Annotated in this window: 24 protein-coding genes; 15 read left to right on the top strand and 9 right to left on the bottom strand. The window is 62.1% G+C overall.

The features are described from left to right. Nucleotides 1–9 precede the first annotated feature (9 nt). Entirely contained in the window at nt 10–1,293 is a 1,284-nt protein-coding gene (locus tag M1D88_RS05785) for a branched-chain amino acid ABC transporter permease (RefSeq protein ID WP_458113611.1), read from the bottom strand. A 472-nt stretch (nt 1,294–1,765) separates the two neighbouring features. Between M1D88_RS05785 and M1D88_RS05790 the strand changes: the two genes are divergently transcribed. Further along, a complete protein-coding gene (locus M1D88_RS05790; RefSeq protein ID WP_458113612.1) occupies nt 1,766–2,680 on the top strand; it encodes a Bax inhibitor-1/YccA family membrane protein in 915 nt (304 codons plus the stop codon). Nucleotides 2,681–2,760: 80 nt separating this feature from the next. Here M1D88_RS05790 and M1D88_RS05795 read toward each other — a convergent pair whose 3' ends face one another. From M1D88_RS05795 to galT, 3 genes are read right to left on the bottom strand one after another with little or no spacing between them, the layout of a single operon-like run. Next, a complete protein-coding gene (locus tag M1D88_RS05795) occupies nt 2,761–3,999 on the bottom strand; it encodes an acetyl-CoA C-acetyltransferase (RefSeq protein ID WP_458113613.1) in 1,239 nt (412 codons plus the stop codon). A 20-nt stretch (nt 4,000–4,019) separates the two neighbouring features. Beyond that, complete coding sequence (galK, locus tag M1D88_RS05800; RefSeq protein WP_458113614.1) at nt 4,020–5,180, bottom strand: galactokinase; 1,161 nt, start codon at nt 5,178–5,180, stop codon at nt 4,020–4,022. Beyond that, a complete protein-coding gene (galT, locus tag M1D88_RS05805; protein ID WP_458113615.1) occupies nt 5,177–6,322 on the bottom strand; it encodes a galactose-1-phosphate uridylyltransferase in 1,146 nt (381 codons plus the stop codon). Before galT ends, galK begins: the two co-directional genes overlap by 4 nt. 174 nt (nt 6,323–6,496) lie before the next feature. Here galT and M1D88_RS05810 point away from each other — a divergent pair, with 174 nt between their 5' ends. The 4 genes from M1D88_RS05810 to M1D88_RS05825 all read left to right on the top strand — a co-directional run bounded on the left by M1D88_RS05810 (nt 6,497) and on the right by M1D88_RS05825 (nt 11,043). Then, nucleotides 6,497–7,471, top strand: a complete 975-nt coding sequence (locus tag M1D88_RS05810; RefSeq protein WP_458113616.1) for an aldose 1-epimerase family protein — start codon at nt 6,497–6,499, stop codon at nt 7,469–7,471. Between the two features lie 83 nt (nt 7,472–7,554). After that, the gene (locus M1D88_RS05815) at nt 7,555–9,147 is read left to right on the top strand and encodes an AI-2E family transporter (protein WP_458113617.1); all 1,593 of its coding nucleotides are present in this window, start codon (nt 7,555–7,557) and stop codon (nt 9,145–9,147) included. Nucleotides 9,148–9,150: 3 nt separating this feature from the next. Beyond that, entirely contained in the window at nt 9,151–10,389 is a 1,239-nt protein-coding gene (gene ilvA / locus M1D88_RS05820; protein WP_458113618.1) for a threonine ammonia-lyase, read from the top strand. A gap of 6 nt (nt 10,390–10,395) precedes the next feature. After that, the gene (locus M1D88_RS05825; protein WP_458113619.1) at nt 10,396–11,043 is read left to right on the top strand and encodes a rhomboid family intramembrane serine protease; all 648 of its coding nucleotides are present in this window, start codon (nt 10,396–10,398) and stop codon (nt 11,041–11,043) included. A 119-nt stretch (nt 11,044–11,162) separates the two neighbouring features. On the opposite strand, the gene greA is transcribed toward M1D88_RS05825, so the two are convergent. Both greA and M1D88_RS05835 read right to left on the bottom strand, forming a co-directional pair. Next, complete coding sequence (gene greA / locus M1D88_RS05830; RefSeq protein ID WP_309106209.1) at nt 11,163–11,657, bottom strand: transcription elongation factor GreA; 495 nt, start codon at nt 11,655–11,657, stop codon at nt 11,163–11,165. 163 nt (nt 11,658–11,820) lie between these two features. Then, on the bottom strand, nt 11,821–12,279 hold the full coding sequence (locus tag M1D88_RS05835) for a DUF4307 domain-containing protein (RefSeq protein WP_458113620.1): 459 nt from the start codon (nt 12,277–12,279) through the stop codon (nt 11,821–11,823). A gap of 182 nt (nt 12,280–12,461) precedes the next feature. On the opposite strand from M1D88_RS05835, the gene mca reads away from it, so the two are divergent. Genes mca through M1D88_RS05850 form a run of 3 tightly spaced genes read left to right on the top strand, consistent with a single transcriptional unit; the run spans nt 12,462 to nt 15,897 of the window. Next, on the top strand, nt 12,462–13,367 hold the full coding sequence (gene mca, locus M1D88_RS05840; protein WP_458113621.1) for a mycothiol conjugate amidase Mca: 906 nt from the start codon (nt 12,462–12,464) through the stop codon (nt 13,365–13,367). Between the two features lie 60 nt (nt 13,368–13,427). Beyond that, the gene (locus tag M1D88_RS05845) at nt 13,428–13,709 is read left to right on the top strand and encodes a hypothetical protein (RefSeq protein WP_375164722.1); all 282 of its coding nucleotides are present in this window, start codon (nt 13,428–13,430) and stop codon (nt 13,707–13,709) included. Next, complete coding sequence (locus M1D88_RS05850) at nt 13,666–15,897, top strand: thioredoxin domain-containing protein (RefSeq protein WP_458113622.1); 2,232 nt, start codon at nt 13,666–13,668, stop codon at nt 15,895–15,897. Before M1D88_RS05845 ends, M1D88_RS05850 begins: the two co-directional genes overlap by 44 nt. A 90-nt stretch (nt 15,898–15,987) precedes the next feature. On the opposite strand, the gene trhA is transcribed toward M1D88_RS05850, so the two are convergent. Beyond that, nucleotides 15,988–16,629 (bottom strand): PAQR family membrane homeostasis protein TrhA, encoded by a 642-nt coding sequence (gene trhA, locus M1D88_RS05855; RefSeq protein WP_458114442.1) that lies wholly within the window; start codon nt 16,627–16,629, stop codon nt 15,988–15,990. 237 nt (nt 16,630–16,866) lie between these two features. Between trhA and M1D88_RS05860 the strand changes: the two genes are divergently transcribed. Both M1D88_RS05860 and M1D88_RS05865 read left to right on the top strand, forming a co-directional pair. After that, nucleotides 16,867–17,628, top strand: a complete 762-nt coding sequence (locus M1D88_RS05860; RefSeq protein WP_458114443.1) for an isoprenyl transferase — start codon at nt 16,867–16,869, stop codon at nt 17,626–17,628. 239 nt (nt 17,629–17,867) lie between these two features. Further along, nucleotides 17,868–19,310, top strand: coding sequence for a PhoH family protein (locus M1D88_RS05865; RefSeq protein WP_458113623.1), 1,443 nt, complete (start codon nt 17,868–17,870; stop codon nt 19,308–19,310). A 171-nt stretch (nt 19,311–19,481) separates the two neighbouring features. Here the strand turns inward: M1D88_RS05865 and M1D88_RS05870 are convergent, their stop codons facing one another. Then, complete coding sequence (locus M1D88_RS05870) at nt 19,482–20,126, bottom strand: GNAT family N-acetyltransferase (RefSeq protein WP_458113624.1); 645 nt, start codon at nt 20,124–20,126, stop codon at nt 19,482–19,484. A gap of 37 nt (nt 20,127–20,163) precedes the next feature. After that, nucleotides 20,164–20,967, bottom strand: coding sequence for a hypothetical protein (locus M1D88_RS05875; protein ID WP_458113625.1), 804 nt, complete (start codon nt 20,965–20,967; stop codon nt 20,164–20,166). A gap of 60 nt (nt 20,968–21,027) precedes the next feature. On the opposite strand from M1D88_RS05875, the gene M1D88_RS05880 reads away from it, so the two are divergent. The 5 genes from M1D88_RS05880 (at nt 21,028) to M1D88_RS05900 (ending at nt 25,054) form a co-directional block, all read left to right on the top strand. Beyond that, entirely contained in the window at nt 21,028–21,591 is a 564-nt protein-coding gene (locus M1D88_RS05880) for a prepilin peptidase (RefSeq protein ID WP_458113626.1), read from the top strand. Nucleotides 21,592–21,759: 168 nt separating this feature from the next. Further along, on the top strand, nt 21,760–22,365 hold the full coding sequence (locus M1D88_RS05885; protein WP_458113627.1) for an META domain-containing protein: 606 nt from the start codon (nt 21,760–21,762) through the stop codon (nt 22,363–22,365). A 77-nt stretch (nt 22,366–22,442) separates the two neighbouring features. Further along, nucleotides 22,443–22,913 (top strand): NUDIX hydrolase, encoded by a 471-nt coding sequence (locus tag M1D88_RS05890; protein ID WP_458113628.1) that lies wholly within the window; start codon nt 22,443–22,445, stop codon nt 22,911–22,913. 417 nt (nt 22,914–23,330) lie between these two features. Continuing rightward, entirely contained in the window at nt 23,331–24,434 is a 1,104-nt protein-coding gene (locus M1D88_RS05895; protein ID WP_458113629.1) for an S-(hydroxymethyl)mycothiol dehydrogenase, read from the top strand. Beyond that, entirely contained in the window at nt 24,434–25,054 is a 621-nt protein-coding gene (locus M1D88_RS05900; protein ID WP_458113630.1) for an MBL fold metallo-hydrolase, read from the top strand. The genes M1D88_RS05895 and M1D88_RS05900 overlap by 1 nt, the downstream gene beginning before the upstream one ends. The last annotated feature ends 27 nt before the right edge of the window (nt 25,055–25,081 follow it).

The following is a 25,081-nucleotide window of genomic DNA, read 5'->3' on the forward strand; positions in this document are numbered from 1 at the left end:
GGCTGTCTCCTAACCCACACGCTCACGCCGGCCGAGGATACCCTGCGGGCGGAACAAGAGGACAATAATCATGATAAAGAGGGCGCCCACATACTTGAGGTCGGCAGCCAGTCCGAAGACAGTGGTCAGTTCGACGAAGATGCCAACGATGATGGATCCCACCAGGGCACCGAATACGGTTCCCAGACCGCCGAGGGTGACGCCGGCGAAAATCAGCAGGAGGATCTGCGAGCCCATATCGAAGGTGACTCCAGGCCGGTAGTAGGCCCAGAGAATGCCTCCAAGGGCTGCAAGCATTCCACCCGCGACCCACACGATGCGGATAACGCCGTCGACGTCGATCCCTGAGGCTGCCGCCAAGGCGGGGTTGTCAGCCACAGCGCGTGTGGCCTTCCCCAGACGGGTCTTGAGTAGGACGATGCCGATCACGGCGATGACAATCGCACTGATGATCAGCGACCACAGGTTGTTGGGGGAGATGGACACCGGGCCGAGTTGGATCTCGGGGGACTGGGCGAAGGGCAGCTGCTGGGTTGCGCCGCCGAAGTTGAATTGGATGACGTAGCGGACGGCGAGGGCGAGCCCGATGCTCACAATCATCATGGGGACAAGCCCGGTACCGCGTCCGCGCAGGGGCTTCCAGAGGCCGGCATCCTGAACATAGCCGGCGAGCCCACCGAAGATGAGTGCAAGAAGTCCCGCAAGCCAGAAGGGCAGATTCATGGCACTGAGCCCGAACATAACCACTGCACCCAAGGTCACCATCTCGCCATGGGCGAAGTTCGTCAGGCCCGTGGTACCGAAAATGAGTGAAAGGCCAACGGAAGCCAGGGCCAGCAGGAGGCCAAAGCTCAGGCCTGCCACCAGACGGTTGAGGAGATTCTGTGCGAAGTTCTGCTCCTCGATCACGATGCCCTTACCAAAGGCGAAAATCACCGAGAGGTTGGAGGTCTGGCTGAACGTAACGCTGCGTGGGTTCTCCTGGCCTTCCGCCAGTTTGATGCCCTCTGGAAGCGTGGACTCGTCCAGCTCCACTTCGTAGGTTCCCTGAGTAGGCACGCCGATAGTCCAGGCGCCGTTGGCGGCGGACTTTGCGGTTCCCGTGAAATCGCCGCTTGTGGCGGTGATGGTGACATCTGCGATGGGTTTACGCTCGTCATCCCGGAGGAAGCCGCTGATGCTGTTTTGGAACACCGTGGTTGTTGGTGACGGTGTGGGTGAGGGAGTGGTGGCTTGCGATGCCGGTGCGACGACGAGCAGGATTGTGATGATGGCGGCGAACACGGCCCCCACCGCTTTCAATAACCTGCCCCGTCTCCGGTGCAGCGTGCCTCTCGGTGTGCTTCTCAAAATAAAAAACCTCCGCTTGGGGGGTGATCGGGTTGCGCCATTGCAACCACTGCGAACGATGCAGGCAACTAAAGGGTGGTGCGGTACTGCGATGCGCAAACCGTAACGGCTTGTGAGATTCGTCACCTTGCTTGGCCTATGTTACAGCCCGGTAGATGCAAAAAATGCTGGCCTATAGGGGCGGCAACGTCGCAATAAGGTAACAACCGGCGGGGTTGGGCTCCTGATCGGAGGGGCGTGAAGTGAGCGCTGCCAAAACTGCCCGCCTTTCGCTCGGGGGCAGTGCCGGCGTCTGATGTCACGGTTCGGTTGCGGGTAAGCGTTTCCGGGAACAATATCTGCCCACCGCTCGTGGAAATTGATACCTTGATCTTTAAGGATTATTAACCACCCCTTTATATGGAGGACACCCGCAATGGCACTTGGCGGAAACCCGATCTTCAACGGAAAGAATTTCCGTGGAGCCACCCAGGCACCGCCTGTTCCGCAGGCTCCGTATGGCCAGAACCAGTTCGGTCAAAACCCGTATGGCCAGAACCAGTTCGGCCAGGCACAGTATGGCCAGACCCAGTACGGCCAGAACCCTTACGGTCAGCCTCAGAATCTTTCGCAGGACCAGCTCCAGGATATGTACAACGCGCCGGCAGCCGGACGTGCCGATGTCGGACGGATGACTTTCGACGACGTCATTGTCAAGACCGCCGCCTGCCTTGGAGTCCTCGTGGCCGGCGCCGCCGTGACGCTGGTTGTGGGCATGGGGCTTGCGAGCCTGCTGATGATCGTTGGTGCGCTTGGCGGCTTCGTGCTCGCCCTGGTCAACACGTTCAAGAAGCAACCCTCACCGGCACTCATCCTGGCCTATGCAGGCCTTGAAGGACTGTTCCTTGGCGGCCTGACCCGCATCCTGGATGGCATGTATCCGGGAGTTGGCCTGCAGGCTGTCGTTGGCACATTGTCCGTCTTTGCCGTCACGCTCCTGCTTTTCAAGAGCGGCAAGGTGCGCGCCACCCCCAAGGCCATGCGCTTCTTCCTGATTGCAATGGTCGGCTACGCACTGTTCTCCGTGGTGAATCTCGTGATGATGATGACGGGAGTGGTAGATCAGCCCTTCGGATTGCGGAGCGGCATTATTGGGGTCGTCATCGGCGTCCTTGCTATCGGCCTTGCCGCCTTCTCTCTGGTCATGGACTTCACCAGCATCGAGGCAGGCGTCCGCGCCGGAGCCCCGCAGCGGTTCTCCTGGACCGCCGCATTCGGCCTCACAGTGACCTTGGTGTGGCTGTACGTCGAGATCATTCGACTCCTGGCAATTCTCCGCGGCGAAGACTAACCGCAGGCAGATTCCAAACTGAAGCAGGGCCCCGCCATTCGATTAACTTCGAAAGGCGGGGCCCTGCTTTTTGCTGTGCTTCAGCTGAGGCGTTCCACAATCATGGCCATCCCCTGGCCGCCACCGACGCAGAGCGTAGCCAGCCCCAAGGTGCTGTCGGTGGAGGAGAGCCCGTTGAGCAGAGTTGCCGTCATCCGGGTTCCTGTCATTCCGAAGGGATGGCCCAGGGCGATTGCGCCCCCGTGAACGTTAAGCCGGGAGTGGTCGATGCCCAGTTCGCGGGCGCTGGCTACGACCTGGACGGCGAAGGCTTCATTAAGCTCCACGAGGTCTATGTCCCCGATGCACAGCCCGGCAGCCGCGAGGGCACGGCGGGTGGCTTCCACCGGTCCCATGCCCATTAGTTCCGGAGACAGCGCACTTACCCCGGTGGACACGATCCTTGCCAGGGGCTGAAGGCCAAGTTCGCGTGCGCGGGTATCGCTCATCACCACTGCTGCTGCTCCGCCGTCGTTGAGGGGGCAAGCATTGCCTGCGGTAACCGTCCCTTCTTTCCGGAAAACCGGCTGGAGGGCACTGACTGCTTCAAGGGTCACTCCGGAGCGGGGTGAATCGTCCTTGCTGACCACGGTGCCGTCACGCCTTGTGTAAGGGGAGATCTCGCGTGCAAAGAATCCGGAGTCTATGGCAGCCTCGGCACGGTTCTGGCTCAGGACCGCCCACTCGTCCTGTTCGGCCCTGGTGATTCCGTATGTTGTGGCCACATTCTCGGCGGTTTGGCCCATGGAGATATAGATATCGGGCATCCGGTCGCCCATACGGGGATTGGTCCAGGGCGTGTTCGAGGCAGCCCGGGCGGCCGTGCGCTGGCCGGCGGCTCCGAAGAGCGGATTGTGGTTGCGCGCATCCGTTTCGCCGGCTCCCGCCCAGGAGCTGTAGCGGGAAACAGCCTCGACGCCGCCAGCTACGAAAGCCCGCCCCTCCCCGGCCTTGATGGCGTGGAAGGCCATCCTGATGGTTTGGAGGCTGGAGGCACAGAACCTGTTGACCGTTGCTGCCGGTACATCATCCAGGTTTGTCATGATGGTGACCACGCGGGCCATGTTGGAGCCGGCTTCCCCACTTGGCTCGGCACACCCCAGGTAGAGATCGTCCAGGCCCTCCCCATCATTGGCGCGAGGATTGAACTGAGGGATCTTGCCCAAGGCCGCGACGACCATGGCCGCTGCCAGGTCGTCGGGCCGTTCGTCTTTGAGGGAGCCCTTGAATGCTCGGCCGATGGGACTCCTGGCAACGGAAACAATGACAGCTTCAGGCATGGCCCCAGCCTACGCCGCGGTTACGCCAGCCGCATGGCCCCTTCAGCAGGAGTAACAGTGAAAATATCGGGAGCCGTGTAACCCGCGTCCGCGAAAGCCTGCACGACGGCGGAGCGCACCTGTTGCTCGGCTTCCAGGGGAGTGAGTGCTATGGCTGCACCGCCAAAACCTCCCCCTGTCATCCTGGCCCCGATCGCTCCGTTGGAACGGGACGTCTCAACCGCAAGGTCGAGCTCGCGGCAGGAGATTTCAAAGTCGTCGCGCATGGACACGTGGCTGGCATCGAGGAGGGGCCCGATGGCGCGGGGACCTTCGCTGGCCAGGAGCTCAACGGTTTGAAGCACCCGGTCGTTCTCCGTTACCACATGGCGCACGCGCCGGAAGGTTTCTTCATCCAGAAGCCCGCTGGCCTCCTGAAGGTCCTCTACACCAACGTCGCGGAGGGCTTTGACTCCGAGCACGTCGGCCCCGAGTTCACAGGAGGCACGGCGGGAGGCGTATCCGCCGTCGGCATGCGAATGTGAAACTTTGGTGTCAATCACCAGCATTACCAGGCCTGCGGGGTGCGCCTCGAACGGCACCAGCTTGACGGTCTGGTCACGGCAGTCCAGGAACACAGCGTGGTCCTTGGCGCCGCGCAGCGACGCCGACTGGTCCATGATGCCCGTGGGGGCGCCGACGAAATCGTTCTCCGCGCGCTGGGTTGCCAGGACCATTTCCTCGGCTTCCAGGCCCGCACCTGTCAGCTCGTTCAGGGCTGAGATGACGGCGCATTCGATGGCATGGGAGGAGGAAAGTCCTGCACCCAGGGGTACGTCGGAATCGAGCAGCAGATCCATGCCGGGGACCGTGATGCCACGCTGTTGCAGCGCCCAGATCACACCGAGGGGGTATTTGGTCCACCCGCGTGCAGTGGATTTATCGAGTGCAGTCGCGTCCGCCATCGTCATGCCTTGGTCCCCGTAGGTGGAGAGCAGGCGAAGGACGGAGTCCGGCCTGGTCCGGACGGCGATTCTGGCCGTTTTGTCGATGGCGAAGGGCAGGACAAAGCCATCGTTATAGTCCGTGTGCTCACCAATGAGGTTGACGCGCCCGGGTGCCATCCAGACGCCGTCGGGCTCAGCGCCGAATGCCTCGGTGAAGCGGGCGGCCAGCTGGCTGGCGGTCAGGGGAGCAGTCATGCAGGGACACCTTCCGGGGTGTGGTTCAGTGAGGAGGGCTGGGTGCCAACCGCACGCAGTCTCTCGGCAACGAGTTCGGGCGTTGTGTCGTTGATAAAAGCACCCATGGCCGCTTCGGAGCCGGCCAGGTACTTGAGTTTATCGGCGGCCCGGCGGGGTGAGGTTAACTGGAGGTGCAGGTAGCCGGCAGGCCGGAGAATGTCATCCAGAGGCGCCTGGTGCCAGGCCGAGATATACGGTGTGGGAGTGGGGTAGAGGGTGTCGAGCCGTTTCAGCAGATCGAGGTAAACGTGTGAGAGTTCGTCCTTCTCTTCTCCGGTCAGAGCGGCCAGATCCGGCACCTGGCGGTGAGGCACCAAATGGATTTCCAGTGGCCAGCGTGCAGCAAAGGGCACGTAGGCGCTGAAGTTTTCGCCTTCAAGCACCATGCGGCTGCCGTCCTCACGCTCGGAACGCAGGAGCGAACCGGTAAGGGTTTCGCGGCCATCGGCGGCGTCGTAAAACTTCCGGGCGGCTGCACCGAGGACGCCGGCGCGCGGCGTGATGTACGGGTAGGCGTAAATCTGGCCGTGCGGATGGTGAAGTGTCACGCCGATGTCGGCGCCGCGGTTCTCAAACGGGAAGACCTGCTTGATGCCCTTCATGGCGCTCAGGGCTTCCGTGCGGTGGGCCCAGGCTTCAATGACGGTCCGCGCCCGCACCTCGGTGAGCCCGCTGAACGAACCTGTGTGATCGGGGGTGAAGGACACCACTTCACAGCGGCCGTACGCGGGGCCTGTGGTACCCCATTGCGGATTATCCGGGATGGATCCCAATGCCGGGCCCAATGAGGGAAAACGGTTCTCAAACACCACGACGTCGTAGTCCGGGGCCGGGATCTCAGAGGGGTTATTGCTTGTGGTGGGGCAGATGGGGCACTGGTCTGCCGGTGGGAGGTGGGTACGGCTCTGCCTGTGGGCGGCAACTGCCACCCACTCGTCGGTCAGGGCATCAAACCTGACTTCACCGGGCTCGCCGCGGTCTGGCAAGGGTCGGTGGTCAACGGTGTCCGCGGGGGACCGGCGAGAGGCGGTATCGGCAGCGTCGTCGAAGTAGATCAGCTCCCGGCCATCGGCAAGCTGTGTGCTGGTGATAGCTGTCATGCGGCGCGGTCCTTATTTTGGGGTTGGGGTTGAGAACCATTATTTCACAAACGATCAAAAAGTAATAGTTTCTAACAAAAGATAACAAAGGGGGCCGGCAGAGCGAACCTGGTCAGGCGGGAGCCAGCCGTCGTTAGGGGTGCCGGGCACATTAATGACCTGTACGGTGGTGCCATGAATCCCAGCATGGACCCCATCACCGGCATCGCCTGCGGTGTGGCAAGGCGTTGCGCCACCGGACGCCAATATGAACTTCGCCGCGGCGACGCCCTGGCAGTAATAACGGAACTCGCCGCAGGATTGCGGGTGTTCCGCCGCGGGGGGACCCAGCTCACCGAAAGCTACGGCGACGCCCAGATCGCGCCCGGTGCGACGGGCATAACCCTGGCGCCTTGGGCAAACAGGGTTGAAAACGGTGTATGGCAGCTGAACGGGAAAAAACAGCAGCTGGACATCACCGAAGTTTCACGGAACAACGCCAGCCATGGCCTCCTGCGAAACACAGCCTACGAGCTCCTGGAGGAGACGGACTCCTCGGTCACGCTGGAGGGCGTGGTGTTCCCGCAGCACGGATATCCGTTCCTGGTACGGCACCAGGTGCAATACTCACTGACGGACGATTTGGGCCTTCACGTGCGTCAGACACTCGTCAACGACTCACAGGAATCCGCTCCGTTCGTGCTCGGCGCCCACCCCTACCTTCGGTTAGGTGATGTGCCCGCGGAAGATCTGGTCCTCACGGTCAAGGCGTCCACCCGTCTGGTTGCGGATGCGCAGCTCATTCCCCGCAGCTCCGACGCAGTGGAAGGGGAGAACGATTTACGCGGCGCACGCAGGGTGTCTGACCTCGACCTCGATGTCGCGTATACAGATCTGGAGTTCGACGACGGCGTTGCCCGCCACACGCTGGCGGCACCCGATGGCAGCAGTGTGAGTCTCTGGCAGGACGCATCCTGCCGCTACGTACACGTGTTCGTGACCGATACGTTCCCAGGAAGGGCCAAGGCGGTGGCGATCGAACCCATGACCGGGCCGGCCAATGCCTTCAACAGCGGCGACGGACTTCGTTGGCTTGCTCCCGGAGAGACGTTCAGCATGACCTGGGGGATTCATGCCAACCTCGCCGGTGCGCATGGTTCCTCCGACTGAACCCCGCGGCCACGCCTGACACCGCGAAGCCGGCAGGAGTGCGCGGGTTTCCCATCGGCGTCCGGCTGGTGAATCATTAGGCTATGACGCCAGCCAAGGACGCCGTACCCTCCAACAGCCCCGCTACTCCGGTCACGGGAGGATCCCCAGCTGCGGAGGGATCCCTAGCTGCGGAAGGATCCGCAGTTGCGGACGGATCCCCAGCTGCGAACGGATCCTCAGCCGGAGCGCCAGGTGCAAACGCAGCAAACCCGAACGCCGCCGTCGTACCTGTTGCCGTAGGCCCGGAGGCTGTTCCGGCGGACAGCCTGCCTCCGAATGCCGCCACCGTTCCCCAGGCTGGAACGGTTCCGGAAACGGAGACCGCACCGGACGCTGTTCGCGAGCCGCTGCCCGGGGCTGGTTCCGCCGCCGGGGCAAAGCCGCGAACAGACCGGGAACTTGACCAGGACATTCCGTACGGGATCCGGATCGCAGCATCCTGGGCCTGGCGGATTGGCCTGATCCTGCTGGTCAGTTCCGGCCTGATCTGGCTTCTCAGCAGAATCAGTTTCCTCATCATCCCGGTAATGGTTGCTGCCCTTCTTGCAGGCCTTCTTAGCCCGGTAACCCTTTGGCTGAAACAGCAAGGCGTGCCCAATGGGCTGGCCGTGGCCATCACCCTGCTCGGGTTCATCGGGGTCATTGCCGGCGCCCTCGCGCTGGTTGGCAGGCAGCTTGTGACTGGATTCAGCGAGCTGTGGACTGAAGCGCTTGCCGGTGTCCAGAAGGTGCAGACATGGTTGGCGGAGGGGCCTCTTCATCTCTCCGCGGCCCAGATTGACCAGTACCTCAAAGAGGCCACCGATGCACTGCAGAACAACACCAGCAGCATTTTGAGCGGTGCTCTGTCCTTCGGGAATACCGCCGGTCACTTCGCCGCCGGACTCCTTATCGCCCTCTTCGTGACCATCTTCTTCCTCCTTGAAGGCGAAAGAATCTGGGCGTTCCTCGTGAGGCTGTTGCCACGGAAGGCAAGGGCAGCAACCAGCGGAGCCGGACGCAAGGGCTGGGCATCCATGGTCAGCTATGTACGAATCCAGATGTTCGTCGCCTTCGTCGATGCTGTGGGCATAGGCGTGGGTGCGGCCATCATTGGAGTGCCGCTGGCCCTGCCGCTGAGTGTCCTGGTCTTCATCGGCTCCTTTATCCCCATCGTCGGTGCGCTGGTTACCGGCGCTGTTGCCGTGCTGCTGGCGCTGGTGGCCAACGGCGTCGTCAACGCACTCATCATGCTGGGCATCGTGCTCCTGGTCCAGCAACTCGAAAGCCATATCCTCCAGCCGCTCGTCATGGGCAGGGCCGTAGCGCTCCACCCGGTGGCCGTGATTCTGTCAGTTGCTGCAGGTTCCTACCTTGCAGGAATCCCCGGCGCCCTGTTCTCAGTGCCCATCCTGGCCGTAGCAAACTCGGCAATACGCTACATTGCCGGCAGGACGTGGGAATATGAAGGAGTGTTGGCAGGCGCGGACGCCGGGGCAGCCCGCGATACCGCAGACGCCAGCAGGGACAACACCTTCAAGGAAGTTCACCTTCCGGGTGCCAATTCCCGAAACGGCAAAGGCGCCGTGCAGCATTCAGGTATCCACGGCCAGGCCGGACCGGATACCCGAGCCGAAACCCCTAAAGGAGAATAGTTCGTGAAAACCCTCAAGAGCCTGCCCGTCACGCTGGACGATGTCCTGGAGGCGCAAAAGCTGCTTGAAGGAATCATTACGCGGACGCCTGTGGAGTCATCCCGGGCCTTAGGCGGGATGGTCGGCGGAGAGGTCTACTTCAAATGCGAAAACCTGCAGCGCGCGGGTTCCTTCAAAGTCCGCGGCGCGTACGTCCGGATGGCCCGGCTGTCACCTGAGGAAAAGAAGAGAGGCGTGGTGGCGGCATCTGCCGGCAACCACGCGCAGGGTGTCGCGGTAGGCGCAAAGAGCCTGGGAATCAAGGCCCGCATCTACATGCCGCTCGGCGTCGCGCTCCCCAAACTTGCGGCCACCCGGAGCCACGGTGCGGAGGTTATCCTGCACGGTCACAACGTTGATGAAGCCCTTGCCGAGGCCCAACGCTATGCCAACGAAACCGGCGCCGTGTTCGTCCACCCGTTCGACAACGTCGACGTTGTTGCCGGCCAGGGAACGGTTGGACTGGAGATCCTTGAACAGATCCCTAACGTCGACACCATCCTGATGGGCGTAGGCGGCGGCGGTCTTCTGGCTGGTGTGGCAGTTGCAGTGAAGGCCAGGGCCAGGGAACTGGGACGCGATATCCGCATCATCGGCGTGCAGGCTGAAAACGCTGCTGCCTATCCGCCCTCGCTCGCAGCCGACGCACTCGTTCCGCTCAAGAGGGTATCCACCATGGCTGATGGCATTGCTGTGGGCCGTCCCGGGCAGTTGCCGTTCAGCATCATCCGGGAACTCGTCGATGACGTCGTCACAGTGAGCGAGGATTCCCTGGCGCGTGCCCTGATCTTCCTCCTGGAGCGCGCGAAGATGGTGGTGGAGCCCGCAGGAGCTGTAGGGGTCGCGGCGCTCATGGACGGCAAGATCGAGAACCCCGGCAATACCGCAGTGATCCTGTCTGGCGGCAACATCGACCCCATGCTCATGCTCAAGGTGATCCAGCGTGGTCTCTCAGCAGCAGGGCGGTACATGACAGTACGGATGATGCTTGACGACCGGCCCGGCTCACTGGCCACCATTGCCCGGATCATCGCTGAGAACGATGCCAACGTGACAGGTCTGGACCACACGAGAGTGGGAGGCTCCATCAGCATGGGCGACGTCTCCATCACGGTCAACCTGGAGACGAAGGGGCACGAGCACTGCGAACAGGTCCTCAGTGCCCTCCGCGCCGAGGGATTCCAACCGATCGTGGTGCACTAGGGGTCAATGATGCTGGAGGCAGGCGGAAAAGGGCCACGCGGCAGGGGGCTTCAGCCAGGGTTTGACACGCCGGCGGCGCGTGCCAAGAGCGGCCTGCTGGTGGTCGGGTCCTTCGTTGTCCTGCTGTTCATCATCGAAGTGGTCAACCTTTTGATGTTCCACTCGCTGAACCTGACGTTCGGCCTGCGCCCCAGGAGCCCGGACGGCCTTCTGGACATTTTTACGTTCCCGCTGCTGCACGCCAATTTCGGGCACCTGATCTCCAATTCCTTCCCGCTGATCATCTTCGGTTTCCTGGTGCTGATGTCCGGATTACGGGTGTTCCTGACCACCGCTGCGCTGAGCTGGCTGGGATCGGGCCTGGTGGTGTGGCTGATCGGCGACGGTGGAATCACCGTCGGTGCATCGGGCCTGGTCTTCGGTTTTTTTGCTTTCCTGCTGGTTCGTGGCTTCTTTAACCGCAGCTGGTGGCAGATCCTGCTTTCGGCGGTGCTTTTTATGGTCTACGGAGGCATCCTGTTCGGGATCCTTCCCACGGTCGCCCATTTCGTTTCCTGGCAGGCCCACCTGGGCGGCGCCCTGGGTGGCGTTGCGGCCGCCATGGTCTTGAGGCCAAGAACCAATCGATCCCGCCGCGATGCCGCAGACGTCTAAAGGCGCAACCGCTTAAAAGCACGACGCCGGCCCTCCCGCCTAGGGGAGGACCGACGTCGTTCTGTTGATGCCGTCTGGCGCTGCCGTCGTTCCGGCACTGCCGTGCTGAGCCTGAAGGCTTAGCCGACGTAAGGCTTGGCGGAGATGATCTCCACCGTAATTTCCTTGCCGTTGGGGGCAATGTAGCTGAGGCTGTCGCCCTCCTTGTGGCCAACAATGGCAGCACCAAGCGGAGACTTCTCACTGAACACGTCCAGGTCAGAATCACCGGCGATCTCCCGTGAACCGAGCAGGAATGTTTCCTCATCGCCGGCGATCTTCGCGACAACCTGCATGCCGGGCTCGACAATTCCATCGTCGGCCGGTGCCTCGCCTACATGAGCATCGCGGAGCAGTGCCGTCAGCTGGCGGATGCGGGCCTCGATCTTTCCCTGCTCCTCTTTGGCAGCGTGGTAACCGCCGTTTTCCTTGAGGTCACCCTCCTGCCGGGCAGCTTCAATTTTCTGGACGATCTCCGCACGGCCAGGGCCGGAAAGGTGGTCCAGCTCTGCCTTCAGGCGGTCAAAAGCTTCTTGGGTAAGCCAAGCTGCAGGCGCACTGTTGGTGGTAGACACGGACTTCTCCTCTTGTGGATCTGACAAACAAATGCCCCACCGGACAGGCCACTTTCAGGACGCAGTAACCAGCTCAGCAGGGCTAAGGTATTGATCCATTGTAGGCAATCCTGTGGACAAACCCAAGAAGAGTGCGGTGTGGCTCACATATGGGGGAACAGATTTATGTTCCGGCGTCCGGAATCCAGCAGTTGTCCACAACGCCGGAGACAGCCTGGGACTCCGTCCTCAGGACCACGCGGTGGGCGGTCGTCCTGCCGCCGTCAGTTCCGGTGTCAACGCTGTTCGGACCGATGTCCACAACTTCCCATCCCACCACTGCGAACTTGGAATCCAACGCCTTCACGGCGCACTTGACGGAGACGTCCGGACCCTTTGTGACCTGGAAGTCGATCACCGCCTGGGTGGCGTCAGGAGTGCTGTAGCCAACGTCCTTGAAGGTGACGTTGTTGGTGGAAAACGAGGTCGAAATCCACGCCATTAAAGCTATTCCTACGATGAGTGCTGACAGCACAGCAAGCCGCTTGGTCTTGACGGTCCATGCGCGCTTTTGGCCGCCGTACCGATTGGCTAGGCTGGTGTTTGACGGGCGGGCAGAGGCCGGCTGATCCTCGGAAGTCACCCATCCAGTTTAGTGTGGATATGAAGGGGAATTTTCCGGGGGCTTTAATAGCTGGCGACAGTACAGCTGTGGCCCGTCGTGGGGGCTGCGGCGCCTTCAGGCCAAGTGTTGAGACCAGTGCTCAGTGAAGGCCAATGCAGTGAAACCCAATGCAGCGACAACAGAAAGAGGAGCCGTCCGAGATGACAGCGTCCACCTATCCGCCAGCGACTCTCCGCCTGTTGGCCGTCCATGCACATCCGGACGACGAATCGAGCAAAGGGGCCGCCACAATGGCAATGTATGCGGCCTCTGGCGTTGACGTGATGGTGGCGACCTGCACCGACGGCTCACGCGGCGGCATCCAAAACCCTGCAATGGAGACTGCCCCGCATCCGAAACGGGATATGGCCGGCGCCCGATACCTGGAGATGGCGCAGGCAGCCAAAGTACTCGGCATCCGCCAACGATGGCTGGGTTTCGTGGACTCCGGCCTCCCGGAAGGTGACCCGCTTCCCCCTCTTCCCGCAGGGTCGTTCGCTCTTCAACCCCTTGAGCGGGCAGCCGCACCCCTTGTCAGGCTGGTCCGGAACTTCAGGCCCCATGTCATCCTCAGTTACGACGAAAACGGCGGCTATCCCCATCCCGACCACATCATGGCCCACCGCGTGGCCGTTGAAGCTTTCGAAGCTGCAGGGGACCCCGACAGGTATGCCGGTATCGGCGAACCCTGGATGCCGAGCAAGCTCTACTACGATCGCGCCTTCAGCCCTGAACGCTTCCGTGCCCTGCACTTTGCCTTGGAAGAAGCAGGACTGCAGTCGCCGTACGCCGAAAGGCTTGCCGCGTGGCTGGAAACGGACGCGGAAGGCCATACGCCGCCAATGCCGAAGCACCAAACCACCACGCAGATTGACTGCGGCGACTACTTTGAGGCCCGCGACGATGCTCTCAGGGCACACCGCACGCAAGTGGACCCCCTGGGATTCTTCTTCGCCGTTTCAGCCGAAATGCAACGCCGCGCCTGGCCGTGGGAGGACTACACGCTGGTGAAGTCCAGGGTCCAGACCCAACTCCCCGAGAAGGACCTTTTTGCCGGGCTAAGATAGTCTCAACGGGACATTTCTATCCAGCGTAGAAGACATGCCGGCCCGTTCCACAGAAGGTAAATGACAGTGCAACACTTGCTCCTCGTCCTGGCAACCACAACGCCGCCCTCTCCTTCGCCGTCGTTGCGTGCCGGGCTTTCGGAAGACCAGGTGACCCCGGGTCTCTGGGGGTTCATCATGACCGCCTTTTTCGTGGTGGCCACTACCTTGTTGATTGTGGACATGGTCCGCCGCATCCGCAGGGTCAGGTACCGTGCCCAGGTGGAAGAGCAGCGCCTTGCTGCTGCCGCCGCTTCTGATGACAGTGACGCGAACGGGAATGCAGGACCAGCCGGGCGCTGACCGTCCATGGGCGGAATCCGGTCCTGGTGCAGGCAACGCACTGGGCGGGGAACTCTCTGCCTACCTTCGCCAGCATGCGGACAACCCCGTGCACTGGCGTCCCTTTGGTGACGAGGCTTTCGCTGCCGCTGCCCGGCGAGACGTGCCTGTCTTCCTGTCGATTGGGTATGCCGCCTGCCACTGGTGTCATGTGATGGCCCAGGAGTCCTTTGAGGACGAGGAAACGGCGGCCTACCTGAATGCCCACTTTGTTCCGGTCAAGGTGGACCGCGAAGAACGCCCGGACGTGGACAGTGTTTACATGGCTGCCACCCAGGCCATCAGCGGGGAGGGCGGCTGGCCGATGTCGGTCTTCCTCACCCCCGATGGCCGGGCCTTCCACGCCGGCACGTATTACCCGCCGCGTCCCATGCCCGGCCGGCCCTCATTCCGCCAGGTCCTCGAAGCTGTTCGCGACGCATGGACTGAACGACGTGACGCCGTCGAGCAGAATGCGGAGTCGCTCGCCCTGGGACTCGGGCAGGCCACTTCAGCGGGCGTCGTAGAGCTGACGGGTCCAGCGGCAACAGTAGATGCGGAGCTCCTGTCCGATGCCGTCCGCGCCCTGGCCCGCTCTGAGGATCCTGCCGGCGGGTTCGGCAGCGCGCCTAAATTCCCGCCGTCGTCCGTGCTGGAATTCCTGCTCCGCCATGCGGCGGTACCCTCCGAAACAGCGCAGGCTGCTGCCGACATGGCTGGCAGAACACTTGCAGCCATGGCACGCTCCGCTCTTTTTGACCAGCTCGACGGCGGATTCGCACGTTACTCCGTGACGCAGGATTGGTCAGTTCCACACTTTGAAAAGATGCTCTACGACAACGCGCAGTTGCTGCGCGTATACGCCCACTGGCTCCGGCTGGACAACCTTTCCCTCGACTCTGCAGGCTCCCTTTTTCCCTCCGCTGAAGCAGCGGACGTAGCTGAGCGCACCGCGGCGTGGATGATTTCCTCCCTTGGTGTGCAATCCGGGCACGAGTCCTTGCCTGGCTCGCCAGATGGTGCTGATCAGGCATTGGCCTCGTCCTTGGACGCCGACACAGTCATTGACGGGGAGCATCATGAGGGCGCGTCCTACCTCTGGACGGCCGCTGAGCTGCTGCAATTGCTGGGGCCGGATGACGGAGCCGCAGTGGCCCGGATCATGAACGTCCGCGGCGAGGGCACTGTCACAACGGATGCTTCACCGCTGCACCCTGGGCGGGCCCTGGATCCCAGGGAGGCCGCGCTGTGGGAGCGCGTCCGGCCGATTCTGCTGGAAGCACGCTCTGCCCGTCCCCAGCCGGCGCGCGATGACAAGGTGGTTGCCGGCTGGAACGGCCTTGCCGTCGCGGCACTGGCAGAAGCGGGGGCCGTGCTGGGCCGCCCGGAGTTCATCGAGGCCGCGCAGGGGATCGCAAGGTATCTGGAGCGCGTGCACTGGAGGCAGGAGGGAGAAACGGGTATAGGGACGCTGATGCGGGTCTCGCACGCCGGCCAGGCCCGGGGGATCGGAGGCCTGCTCGAGGACTACGCCTTCTGCGCAGACGGTCTCTTGTCGCTTTATGCCGTGACAGGGAATGCCCACTGGTTCCATTTTGCTGAGGCCATCCTGAAAACGGCCGAGGCTCATTTCACGGCAGACGGCACACTGGTGGACACCACAGCTGAATCGGAGCAAGTCTTCAACGCCCAGGGGAGGCGGCATGGGCTGGATCCCTTCGATGATGCCACACCCAGCGGTGCGGCCGCCTTTGCCGGCGCCCTCCTGAGCTATTCTGCGTTGACCGGTTCCCTCTCCCATCGGGAAAAGGCAGGCAGGATCCTGTCACTGGTTGAACCACTCGCCACGCGGGCGCCCCGGGCTGCAGGGTGGATGCTGGCCACGGCGCAAGCTGAACTGGCCGGCCCGGTGGAGGCCGCCGTCGTCGGGCCTCCGGGTCCACAGCGCGATGCGCTGCACAAGGCACTGTTGCAGTCCCCGAGCCCCGGTCTGGTGATTGCCGTTGCAACCGAGGCCGACGACGACGATGACGCCGTTCCGCTTCTTCATGCCCGTACTGCCGGGCCAGACGGAGCACCGCAGGTGTACCTGTGCCGGAACATGGTGTGCGAGCGTCCTGTGGCCGCCGTCCCCGAGCTGATGGATCGCCTGGCCGGAATGACACGATGAGCGCTGGTGGCACCTCAGTTCAGCACGGGCAAGGTGAATCACCGTTCAAGCTGGTGACCTTCGACTGCGACGGCGTCCTGGTCAAGGGTGTCAGCTCAAAACCGCGATAGCGATCGCCACGAAATGGGCGGCAAAGGCCAGAACGGTGAACGCGTGAAAAAGTTCATGAAACCCGAAGTGCTTATAGCTGAAGTTCGGCTTTTTGAGGGCGTAGAAAACGGCGCCGGCGATGTAAAAGACACCACCGACGCAGATCAGCAGGGCAGCAGGGACACTCGCTGTGAAGAAGTCCGGGAGGTAGAAGAGTGATCCGCAGCCAAGGGCAATGTAGATCGGGACGTACAGCCAACGGGGAGCGTTCGTCCACAGCAGCCTAAAAAGAACGCCCAGGATCGCACCGGACCAAATGAGCCAGAGGAGGAAAACCGCCTTGGGCCGTTCCAGGAGGGCCCAGGCCAAGGGTGTGTAGCTGCCGGCGATCACCAGCATAATGTTGGTGTGGTCCAGCCGTTTGAGGACCATTCTTGCCCTCGGAGGCCAGTTCCCGCGGTGGTATACCGCACTGACTCCGAACAGCAGGACCCCTGTCAGCGCATAGATGGCGGAGGTGATCTTGCGGTCATCAGTGGGCGCGATCAGCACCAGCACGACACCGGCGGCCAGGGCCAAGGGTGCCGTGACGGTGTGGATCCAGCCACGCCATTTCGGTTTGATCGTCAGCAGTTCGGCAATCCGGGTTGCGACGTCCTCAGCAGGCCCCGGATCCCGGCCGTTTCCTGGTGGCATGCCACCCTCTGCAGCTGTGCTTCCCATGCCTTCCAGAATAACCTACGCGGCAGTAAGTTACTGGTTGGTAATCGAGCGCCTAAAGGGAAGAGGCCTTTAAACGGTGCCCCGCACCATCACCAGGCAGGTAGCCTAGGACTTGCACTGCCGTCGTAAATCAAGGGAAGTCAGGTGAGTCTCCGGTTGGAAATGCCCGGTATTCTCTACGATTTCTACGAACGCAAATTGCTGCGGTCTCTTGATGCGGACCGGATGCCCAAACATATCGGCGTCATGGTTGACGGCAACCGCAGGTGGGCCAAGCAGTTCAATGCGCCAACGAGCCAAGGTCACCAGGCCGGCGCAGACAAGATCCACGAATTCCTGGGCTGGTGCAAGGAATTGGGCATCAATGTGGTGACCCTCTACATGCTGTCCACAGACAACATGAACCGTTCCGGCGAGGAACTGGACATGCTGATGGGAATCATAGCCAACACATTGGACCAGCTGGACGAAGACGAACACATCTCCGTGCACGCCATGGGAGCACCCGAACTTTTGCCGGACTATCTTGCGGACCGCCTCAACAAACTCACAGCCCGCACACCCGTCCGTGAAAAACTTCATGTCAATGTTGCGGTGGGGTACGGCGGGAGGCGCGAAATCGTTGATGCCGTCCGCGAATTGCTCCACGACGCTGTGGACAAAGGAGCAGACATCGGCAAACTGGCCGACGAGCTCTCCGTGGATGACATCTCTCGGTTCCTCTACACGCGGGGACAGCCAGATCCTGACCTCGTGATCCGGACGTCCGGAGAACAGCGGCTCTCCGGTTTCCTGATGTGGCAAAGCGCCTACAGCGAGTTCTACTTCTGTGAGGCCCTGTGGCCAGCCTTCCGAAAAGTTGATTTCCTTCGTGCGCTGCGGGACTACACCGGCAGGCAGCGGCGCTTCGGGTCCTGAGTCATGGCACTCACCGGGCGTTCACCTGGACACGGCAGGAATCGCCTGCGAATAACGTTGGAAATTTCCCGTCCGCGATTTACGTTAGAAACATCAGCAGGTAAACCGCCCGCTGATCGGGGAGGCCACTACATGGAGCGAATTTTCGCACCGGATGTATGGGGGGCCGCGCCCGGCCTCCGGGCCGAGCCGCCTCACCAATAACAATTCCGGGCATGTGCCCCGGGGCTGGAGTCGATGTGGCTATTTCTGAACAATTGCCCGAAGTCATTACCGATCAGGGTGAGAAGGCTACCTCTCGCGCCAAGCGAGCAAATTCAAAGACCGGTGCAGCGAAAAAAGATGCTGCAGCCGGTCTTTCTGTTTCCAGCAAACAAACCGGGCTCAGGGCCGACGTTTCGACCTTCGTCATTGACACCTCCGTTTTGATCTCCGACCCCCGTGCACTGTTGCGGTTCGCGGAGCATGAAGTGATAGTGCCCATCGTGGTGATCACCGAGCTTGAAGGGAAACGGCACGATCCTGAACTGGGGTACTTTGCCCGGAAGGCGCTAAGGCTCCTTGATGATCTTCGGGTCCAGCATGGTGGACTCAACCGCCCCATTCCTTTGGGTAACGACGGCGGCACGCTTGTTGTGGAGATGAATCACATCTCCAGCGAGGTGCTTCCCGCGGGGTTCCGCAGCGGGGACAACGACAGCCGGATTCTCGCCGTCGCCAAGAACCTCGCCAATGAGGGACGCAACGTGACAGTGGTGTCCAAGGACCTTCCGATGCGGGTCAAGGCATCGGCGATGGGCCTCAACGCGGACGAATACCGCAATGAGCTGGTGAAAGACTCCGGCTGGACAGGTGTCGCCGAGGTGGACGCGAGCGAGGCCGAGGTTGCAACGCTGTACGGGCACGAGCCCGTCTTCATACCGGCCGCAGCAGAAATGCCTGTCAACACCAACCTGGTGCTGCTCTCGACGAGGGGCTCAGCACTTGGCAGGGTGGGAGCGGACAAGCAGGTCCGGCTGGTCAAGGGCGACCGTGACGTCTTCGGACTACATGGCCGCTCTGCCGAACAGCGGTTGGCCATCGATATGCTCATGGACCCCTCCGTAGGGATCGTGTCCATTGGTGGTCGGGCAGGCACAGGAAAGTCCGCGCTCGCTCTTTGTGCGGGCCTTGAGGCAGTTCTGGAGCGGCGCGAACACCGCAAGGTGATTGTGTTCAGGCCGCTCTACGCTGTGGGCGGGCAGGAGCTTGGATACCTGCCCGGTTCCGAATCCGAGAAAATGAACCCCTGGGCGCAGGCGGTTTTCGATACCCTCGGGGCACTGGTCAGCCAGGAAGTGGTGGAGGAGGTGATGGACCGGGGCATGCTCGAAGTCATGCCGCTAACCCACATCCGCGGGCGCTCGCTGCATGACGCCTTCGTGATCGTTGACGAGGCGCAGTCACTCGAAAAGAACGTCCTGCTGACTGTTATGAGCCGGATCGGACAGAACTCGAAGATCGTCCTGACCCACGACGTCGCCCAGCGGGACAACCTCCGCGTAGGGCGGCACGACGGTATCGCCGCCGTGGTGGAGACCCTGAAGGGGCACCCCCTCTTCGGCCACATCACCCTGACCCGCTCTGAGCGTTCACCGATCGCAGCGCTTGTCACTGAACTCCTCGAAGGGGCAGAAGTCTAGGCCGAGGAGCCGCGCGAGGTCACCATCGCGCGGCTCCGGCGTCCCGCCGTCGCTTAGACACCTCCCGACGCGGCGCTCCGGTCGCTGGCGACCTTCGAGCCGCTCTGGTCGGCGATGCGCTCCTTGCGGGAAACCGCAGCCGCGCTATGACGGTGTCTCCAGTTCCTCCGATTAGAGTTTAAGGAAATGGGCCAGGGGCTCGTGGCCTTCTACCTTCAGAGTCCAGTCGGGGCGCTTGAATGTTTCCGGTGTGACCTGCAGCTGGTGGACGATGCGCCGGGTACCGGCCCAGGCTTGGCGACTTGTTCCGTTGGATTCGTAGCCGAGGGAGCGGGACACGCCGAGGGACGGGGCGTTCCAGTCGAGCGCCTCGGATCTGGCAATGTCCGCTTTCAGGTAGTCAAAGGAATAGAGGATCATGGCTGCGCGCATTTCCTTGCCGAAACCGTGGCCCTGTGCGCTGCGTCTGAGCCAAGAGCCGGTCGAGACGGACTTCAACGATGCGAAGTCCTTTGCCTCAACATCCTGGCATCCCAGCAACTGGCCCTCATGCCAGACGCCGAAGAGTAACATCCATGACTCCGGAGAGGTGCCGGCCCGGCACTGCCAATACCACCGGGCCATGTTGGCACCCAGTTCATCAGGCGGAACCTCCGTCCAGGGATTGCTGAACGGGCTGGAGCCCGGATCGTGGATGCCACTGGCGGCCGCTTCCAGAGCGGCGGGGATGTCCTCGTCCCGAATCGGCCGCAGCTCAAGCCGCGGAGTAGTAAGGGTGAGCCCAAAAGCGGGCCAGATGGTGCTCAAAGCAGTCATTCAGGAAGCCTAGTCCGAATGCCAGTGTGCCGGAGAGTCACGCGCCATCGGGGATATCCCAGCTGATGTGGCGGCGGACATCCGTCAGGTTCATGGACTCGGCCAGGAACAGATCATCAAGCATGTACTCATCCACCGCCAGGATCTTCAGCCAATGACCTTCAGCAGGGCCATCCAGCCAACTGGCGGCAACGCACACGCCCGTGCCGACGTCCACCCTCACCAGGTTGCGGCCCTCGCGACAGAGCGGTGCTGACGGATCAGTTGGCCGATAAGCGGCGTTTGGGACCACTATGGCTTGCATGGCCGGCCGCCCCTCATGATCCACTTCAGTGATGGAATGCAGCTCGACAGCATTCAGTTTGGGGAATTCAGCCGGAACCGGGGAATTTCCGGCCAGTTCGACGGGGTCCAAGGCGGCTGCGAAGCGGCCGTTGCCAAAACAGGGCTCACCGTAGGCGGCCTCGGGACGGCGCCGGACCAGCCCGCCGTCGTCGTAAACGGGTGTGACAAGCTGTGGCGGCAGCAGCCAGGACTTCCTGGTGGAACTGACGTAAAGGCCGTCGCGGGAGTCGTTGATGCCGGTGGTGCTGTGCAGGACTGTGCCATCGGCTGATTCGAGGCGCAACGCTCCAGGCCGCCGCAACCATGCCCGGACCATAAGGGCCTCAGGGACTTCGTCCGCTGCCGGGGAACCAGAGGGCTGTTCCCGGTACTCAAAGCGGAGGGTCTGCCACTTCCAGGGCGAGGACCGGCAGAGGTTCCGGAACCGTGTAGGCGCGTCCATGGTGCCATTCTGCTGGGCGGATTCCGCCCGGTGCTGGCTGTCCCACGACCACATATCCACAGTTTACGCGCGGGCGTCGGCCGCCGGCCGTCAAAAGCCGGTAGCATCCGGAGAGTGATCCGACGACTGGACGAACTGTGGGAGGCCACACCGTTGGCCTTCTGGCTGGTGTTGGCAGCATGCGCCTATTTTCTGGTCATGGCGGCGTGGCTCACGGTCATCGACGTGAAACACCACCTGCTGCCGAACAGGATCGTTTTTCCTTCCTATGGTGTGGCCGGCGCCCTCCTGCTGGGAGCCACGACGGTGTATGCGGTGTCGGGGGCACTTGCGGCTTCGGAAGCGCCCGACGACGGCGGAGCTTCCCTTTGGGGGATACCAGGACTGCGCATTCTGGCAGGCGCTGGAGTCATGTGGCTCTTCTATTTCATTCTCCGACTGGTGTACCCGCCGGGCATGGGATTTGGTGACGTCAAGCTTGCTGGAGTGCTGGGAATCTACCTCGGCTATCTTGGCTGGGCGCATGTTTTTGCCGGTACCTTTGCCGCTTTCCTCTTTGGTGGATTGTGGAGTCTCGGGCTGCTGGCCGCCCGACGGGGAACTCTCAAATCAGACATCCCTTTTGGCCCGTTTATGCTGGCCGGGACCGCGACGGCGATGGTGTTTCTTCCGGCCTAACGACTGGCGCTCTGGGTGACCCCGCGGAGTACTGCATCGAGCAGGAGTTGTCGGGTGCCGAAATTGCCGCCAATCCGTTACCGGAACGCCTTTCCTCCATACCTTTGTGGGCGGACACTGGGAACCGCTACACAAGGTCCTAAGGGTGAATTGGGGGAGACTGTGAAAGTGGCGGGCAGCCTTTTGAGCAGGAAGGCGCGGGTACTCCCTCTTGCGGTGGCGTTGGCAGTTGCCTTGGGAGGATGCGGTGATCTGCCCGGGGCACCTGCTGTGAAGCCGACAGTGCCTGTAGCCAGCACGCTCTCCGAACCCCCGGTGCCTCCTGATTCGCTGTCGGAACCCGGCGTGCCCCAGGAGACAATGCCCGCCGGAACGACCACGCCGTATCCGCAACCCAGTTGCGAGGGTGGACCCTTCGGGTGCCGCACGTTTACCTCTGTCGGCGGACGGGATGGCTCCGGCGAGCTCGAGTGGCTTAAAGCCCAGCCCCTTGCGGTGTCCTCCATCTTCGTGAACGGCACCTGGTCCATTGGTGTGCAGACTCCCTGTAATTCGATGGGTGTGGACGTCACCGTCAAAGGAAACCAACTGATTCCCGGTGATATTGTCTCGACGGTGATGGCGTGCCAGGGGCCGGAGGGCGGCTATGAAAACTGGACCCATGAGCTCTTCAATCAAGCCGTGACCTGGGAGCTAACGGGGGAGTCCCTGGTGCTGCGGAACAGCCACGGCACCGTGGAGCTGAAGGATTCCGGGCCCATTGCCTACGGTTAGGCCAGTGCCTTTGATATGTCCCTGCCGTTCACCTTTCCTATCCCTTTCTGTTGTAGATCCTCAGCTAGGCTTGCTTGATGGCGACTCCGGACTACATTCTCAAAATCCGTCAAAAGATCGGCAACGACCCGCTATGGCTGCCGGCCGTCCGGGGCATTGTCTTCGACGATGAAGGCCGGGTGTTGCTGGGCCAGCGGGCAGACAACAGGCAGTGGGCGCTGATTACGGGAATGCTCGAACCAGGGGAGCACCCCGCACCGGGCATCGTGCGCGAGATCTTTGAAGAGACCGCGATCATCGCCGAACCCGAGCGCGTGGTCTCCGTAGGCACTGTGGGCCCGGTGACATTCCCCAACGGCGATGTTTGCGAATTCCTCGACGTAGCTTTCCGCTGCCGCCACGTCGCCGGAGAGCCTCGGGTCAACGACGACGAATCCCTGGCCGTGGGCTGGTTCAGTCTGGACGAACTGCCGGAGCTCATGCCCGGCCATCTGGCGAGTATCCACCTCGCGCTGGATCCTGCCGAGGCCGTTCACTTCGAACCCTAGGGCCGTGCAGTACATGCCGACGTCAGTTGGTGGTGCCTGCGTTGGAACCGCCAAGCCCAATTGCCAACTGTTGCACTCTAATGCTTGTCCCGGCTTCCCGCCCGGCCCTTCTGGTTGGATAAAGCCTCGGCCTGCTTCTGCAGCAAGCGGTGCTCCGGGACTGTATTGACACCCTTACCTGCTGACTGTCATATTTTCCAGTACGCGCTATTTGCATCTTGTTGTGTAATACGCAATTGCAGGATAGGTTCACTTCGCGGCCGTCTCGATCAGACAAGGGATCCCAGCCAGCCCAGGAGCCATCCCTTTGGTGCAGCCAGCCGCCCTTTTGGGTAGCTCAATGCTGGCTCCGCAACTCTTAGGATTTGTTAGTCGGATCGGCGATATTCGTCCGATCAACGAAAGGAACAGAAGTAAATGGTGCACAAAGTAAAGGCCGTTATCTCCAGGACAAAGAACGCTCCCGTTTCTGTAGAGACCATCCTGGTGCCGGACCCTGGTCCTGGCGAGGCCTTGGTGGACATCCTTACCTGCGGGGTCTGCCACACCGACCTGCACTACAAGCAGGGCGGAATCACCGATGATTTCCCCATCCTGTTGGGCCATGAAGCCGCCGGGGTCGTCAGCGCCGTTGGTCCTGGCGTCACCGAGGTTGCAGCCGGGGACCGTGTCATCCTCAACTGGCGGGCCGTCTGCGGCAATTGCCGGGCTTGTGCGAAGGGACAGCCCCAGTACTGCTTCACCACGTACAATGCCACGCAGAAGATGACCCTTGAGGATGGAACAGAACTTTCTCCCGCCCTGGGCATCGGCGCCTTCGCGGAGAAGACCCTTGTAGCTGCCGGGCAGTGCACCAAGGTGGATGAGGACGTCGATCCCGCGGCCGTCGGGCTGCTTGGCTGCGGTGTGATGGCCGGGATTGGGGCCGCCATCAACACTGGAGAGGTCAAGCGCGGCGAGTCCGTCGCCGTGATCGGCTGTGGCGGCGTGGGTATCGCAGCCATCGCCGGCGCGAAGCTGGCAGGTGCCACCACGATCATCGCCGTCGATATCGACGCCAACAAGGTGGAGCTGGCAAGGACCCTTGGTGCCACCCATGGGATTGATTCCTCAAAGGAGGACCCGGTCGAAGCTATTCGGTCCCTGACCGGTGGCAACGGTGCCGATGTGGTGATTGACGCCGTCGGCCGTCCTGAGACGTATAGGCAGGCGTTCTACGCCCGCGACCTTGCCGGCCGCATGGTGCTGGTGGGCGTCCCGACGCCGGACATGAAGCTCGAGCTGCCGCTGCTGGATGTCTTTGGCCGGGGCGGCTCCCTGAAGTCCTCCTGGTACGGGGACTGCCTGCCGTCCCGCGACTTCCCGATGCTGGTCCAGCACTACAAGCAGGGCAACCTGGACCTGGACGCGTTCGTCACGGAACGGATCACCATTGACCAGGTGGAGGAGGCCTTCGAAAGGATGCATGAGGGCAAGGTCCTCCGGTCCGTTGTTGAACTCCCTGCGGCGGTGAAGCTCTGATGGGCGTGACCATTGAGAACCTGGTCACCTCGGGAACTTTTTCGCTCGACGGTGGCACCTGGGACGTGGAGAACAACGTCTGGATCGTGGGGAACGACGACGAATGCGTGATCATCGACTCCCCGCATGACGCTGCCGCAATCATCAGCCAGGTCCGTGGCCGGAAGGTGCTAGCCATCCTCCTGACCCACGCGCACAACGACCACATCGGGGCGGCCAGGGAAGTTGCTGAGGCAGTTGACGCGCCCGTCTACCTGCATCCTGACGACCAGATGTTGTGGGAACATGTCTATCCCGGCGACAGGCCTGAGCGCGATCTTGCCGACGGAGATGTCATCGAGGTGGCAGGGGCCACTCTGCGGTCTATCCACACCCCCGGTCATTCGCCCGGCTCCACATGCTTCCTGTTGGAGAGGGAAGGAACGGTGTTCACTGGAGACACCCTCTTCAACGGCGGACCTGGCGCCACTGGCAGGTCCTACAGTGATTACCCCACCATCCTCACGTCCATCCGGGAGCGCCTGCTGACACTTCCTCCCGAGACTGTGGTGCGCACGGGCCATGGCGACAACACCACCATTGGAGCGGAGCGGGAGACGCTGGCGAAGGTTTCACAGTAACCAGCGAACTCCACTAAGGCGCGTCGG

The organism is Arthrobacter sp. R1-13 (assembly GCF_054161475.1).

What these genes read in the sequence shown, in the direction of transcription:
- M1D88_RS05790 (WP_458113612.1), top strand. Translation starts at nt 1,766, where the DNA reads ATGGCACTTGGCGGAAACCCGATCTTCAACGGAAAGAATTTCCGTGGA.
- M1D88_RS05795 (WP_458113613.1), bottom strand. Translation starts at nt 3,999, where the DNA reads ATGCCTGAAGCTGTCATTGTTTCCGTTGCCAGGAGTCCCATCGGCCGA.
- galK (WP_458113614.1), bottom strand. Translation starts at nt 5,180, where the DNA reads ATGACTGCTCCCCTGACCGCCAGCCAGCTGGCCGCCCGCTTCACCGAG.
- galT (WP_458113615.1), bottom strand. Translation starts at nt 6,322, where the DNA reads ATGACAGCTATCACCAGCACACAGCTTGCCGATGGCCGGGAGCTGATC.
- M1D88_RS05810 (WP_458113616.1), top strand. Translation starts at nt 6,497, where the DNA reads ATGAATCCCAGCATGGACCCCATCACCGGCATCGCCTGCGGTGTGGCA.
- M1D88_RS05815 (WP_458113617.1), top strand. Translation starts at nt 7,555, where the DNA reads ATGACGCCAGCCAAGGACGCCGTACCCTCCAACAGCCCCGCTACTCCG.
- M1D88_RS05825 (WP_458113619.1), top strand. Translation starts at nt 10,396, where the DNA reads ATGATGCTGGAGGCAGGCGGAAAAGGGCCACGCGGCAGGGGGCTTCAG.
- mca (WP_458113621.1), top strand. Translation starts at nt 12,462, where the DNA reads ATGACAGCGTCCACCTATCCGCCAGCGACTCTCCGCCTGTTGGCCGTC.
- M1D88_RS05845 (WP_375164722.1), top strand. Translation starts at nt 13,428, where the DNA reads ATGACAGTGCAACACTTGCTCCTCGTCCTGGCAACCACAACGCCGCCC.
- M1D88_RS05850 (WP_458113622.1), top strand. Translation starts at nt 13,666, where the DNA reads ATGACAGTGACGCGAACGGGAATGCAGGACCAGCCGGGCGCTGACCGT.
- M1D88_RS05870 (WP_458113624.1), bottom strand. Translation starts at nt 20,126, where the DNA reads ATGACTGCTTTGAGCACCATCTGGCCCGCTTTTGGGCTCACCCTTACT.
- M1D88_RS05875 (WP_458113625.1), bottom strand. Translation starts at nt 20,967, where the DNA reads ATGTGGTCGTGGGACAGCCAGCACCGGGCGGAATCCGCCCAGCAGAAT.
- M1D88_RS05890 (WP_458113628.1), top strand. Translation starts at nt 22,443, where the DNA reads ATGGCGACTCCGGACTACATTCTCAAAATCCGTCAAAAGATCGGCAAC.
- M1D88_RS05895 (WP_458113629.1), top strand. Translation starts at nt 23,331, where the DNA reads ATGGTGCACAAAGTAAAGGCCGTTATCTCCAGGACAAAGAACGCTCCC.
- M1D88_RS05900 (WP_458113630.1), top strand. Translation starts at nt 24,434, where the DNA reads ATGGGCGTGACCATTGAGAACCTGGTCACCTCGGGAACTTTTTCGCTC.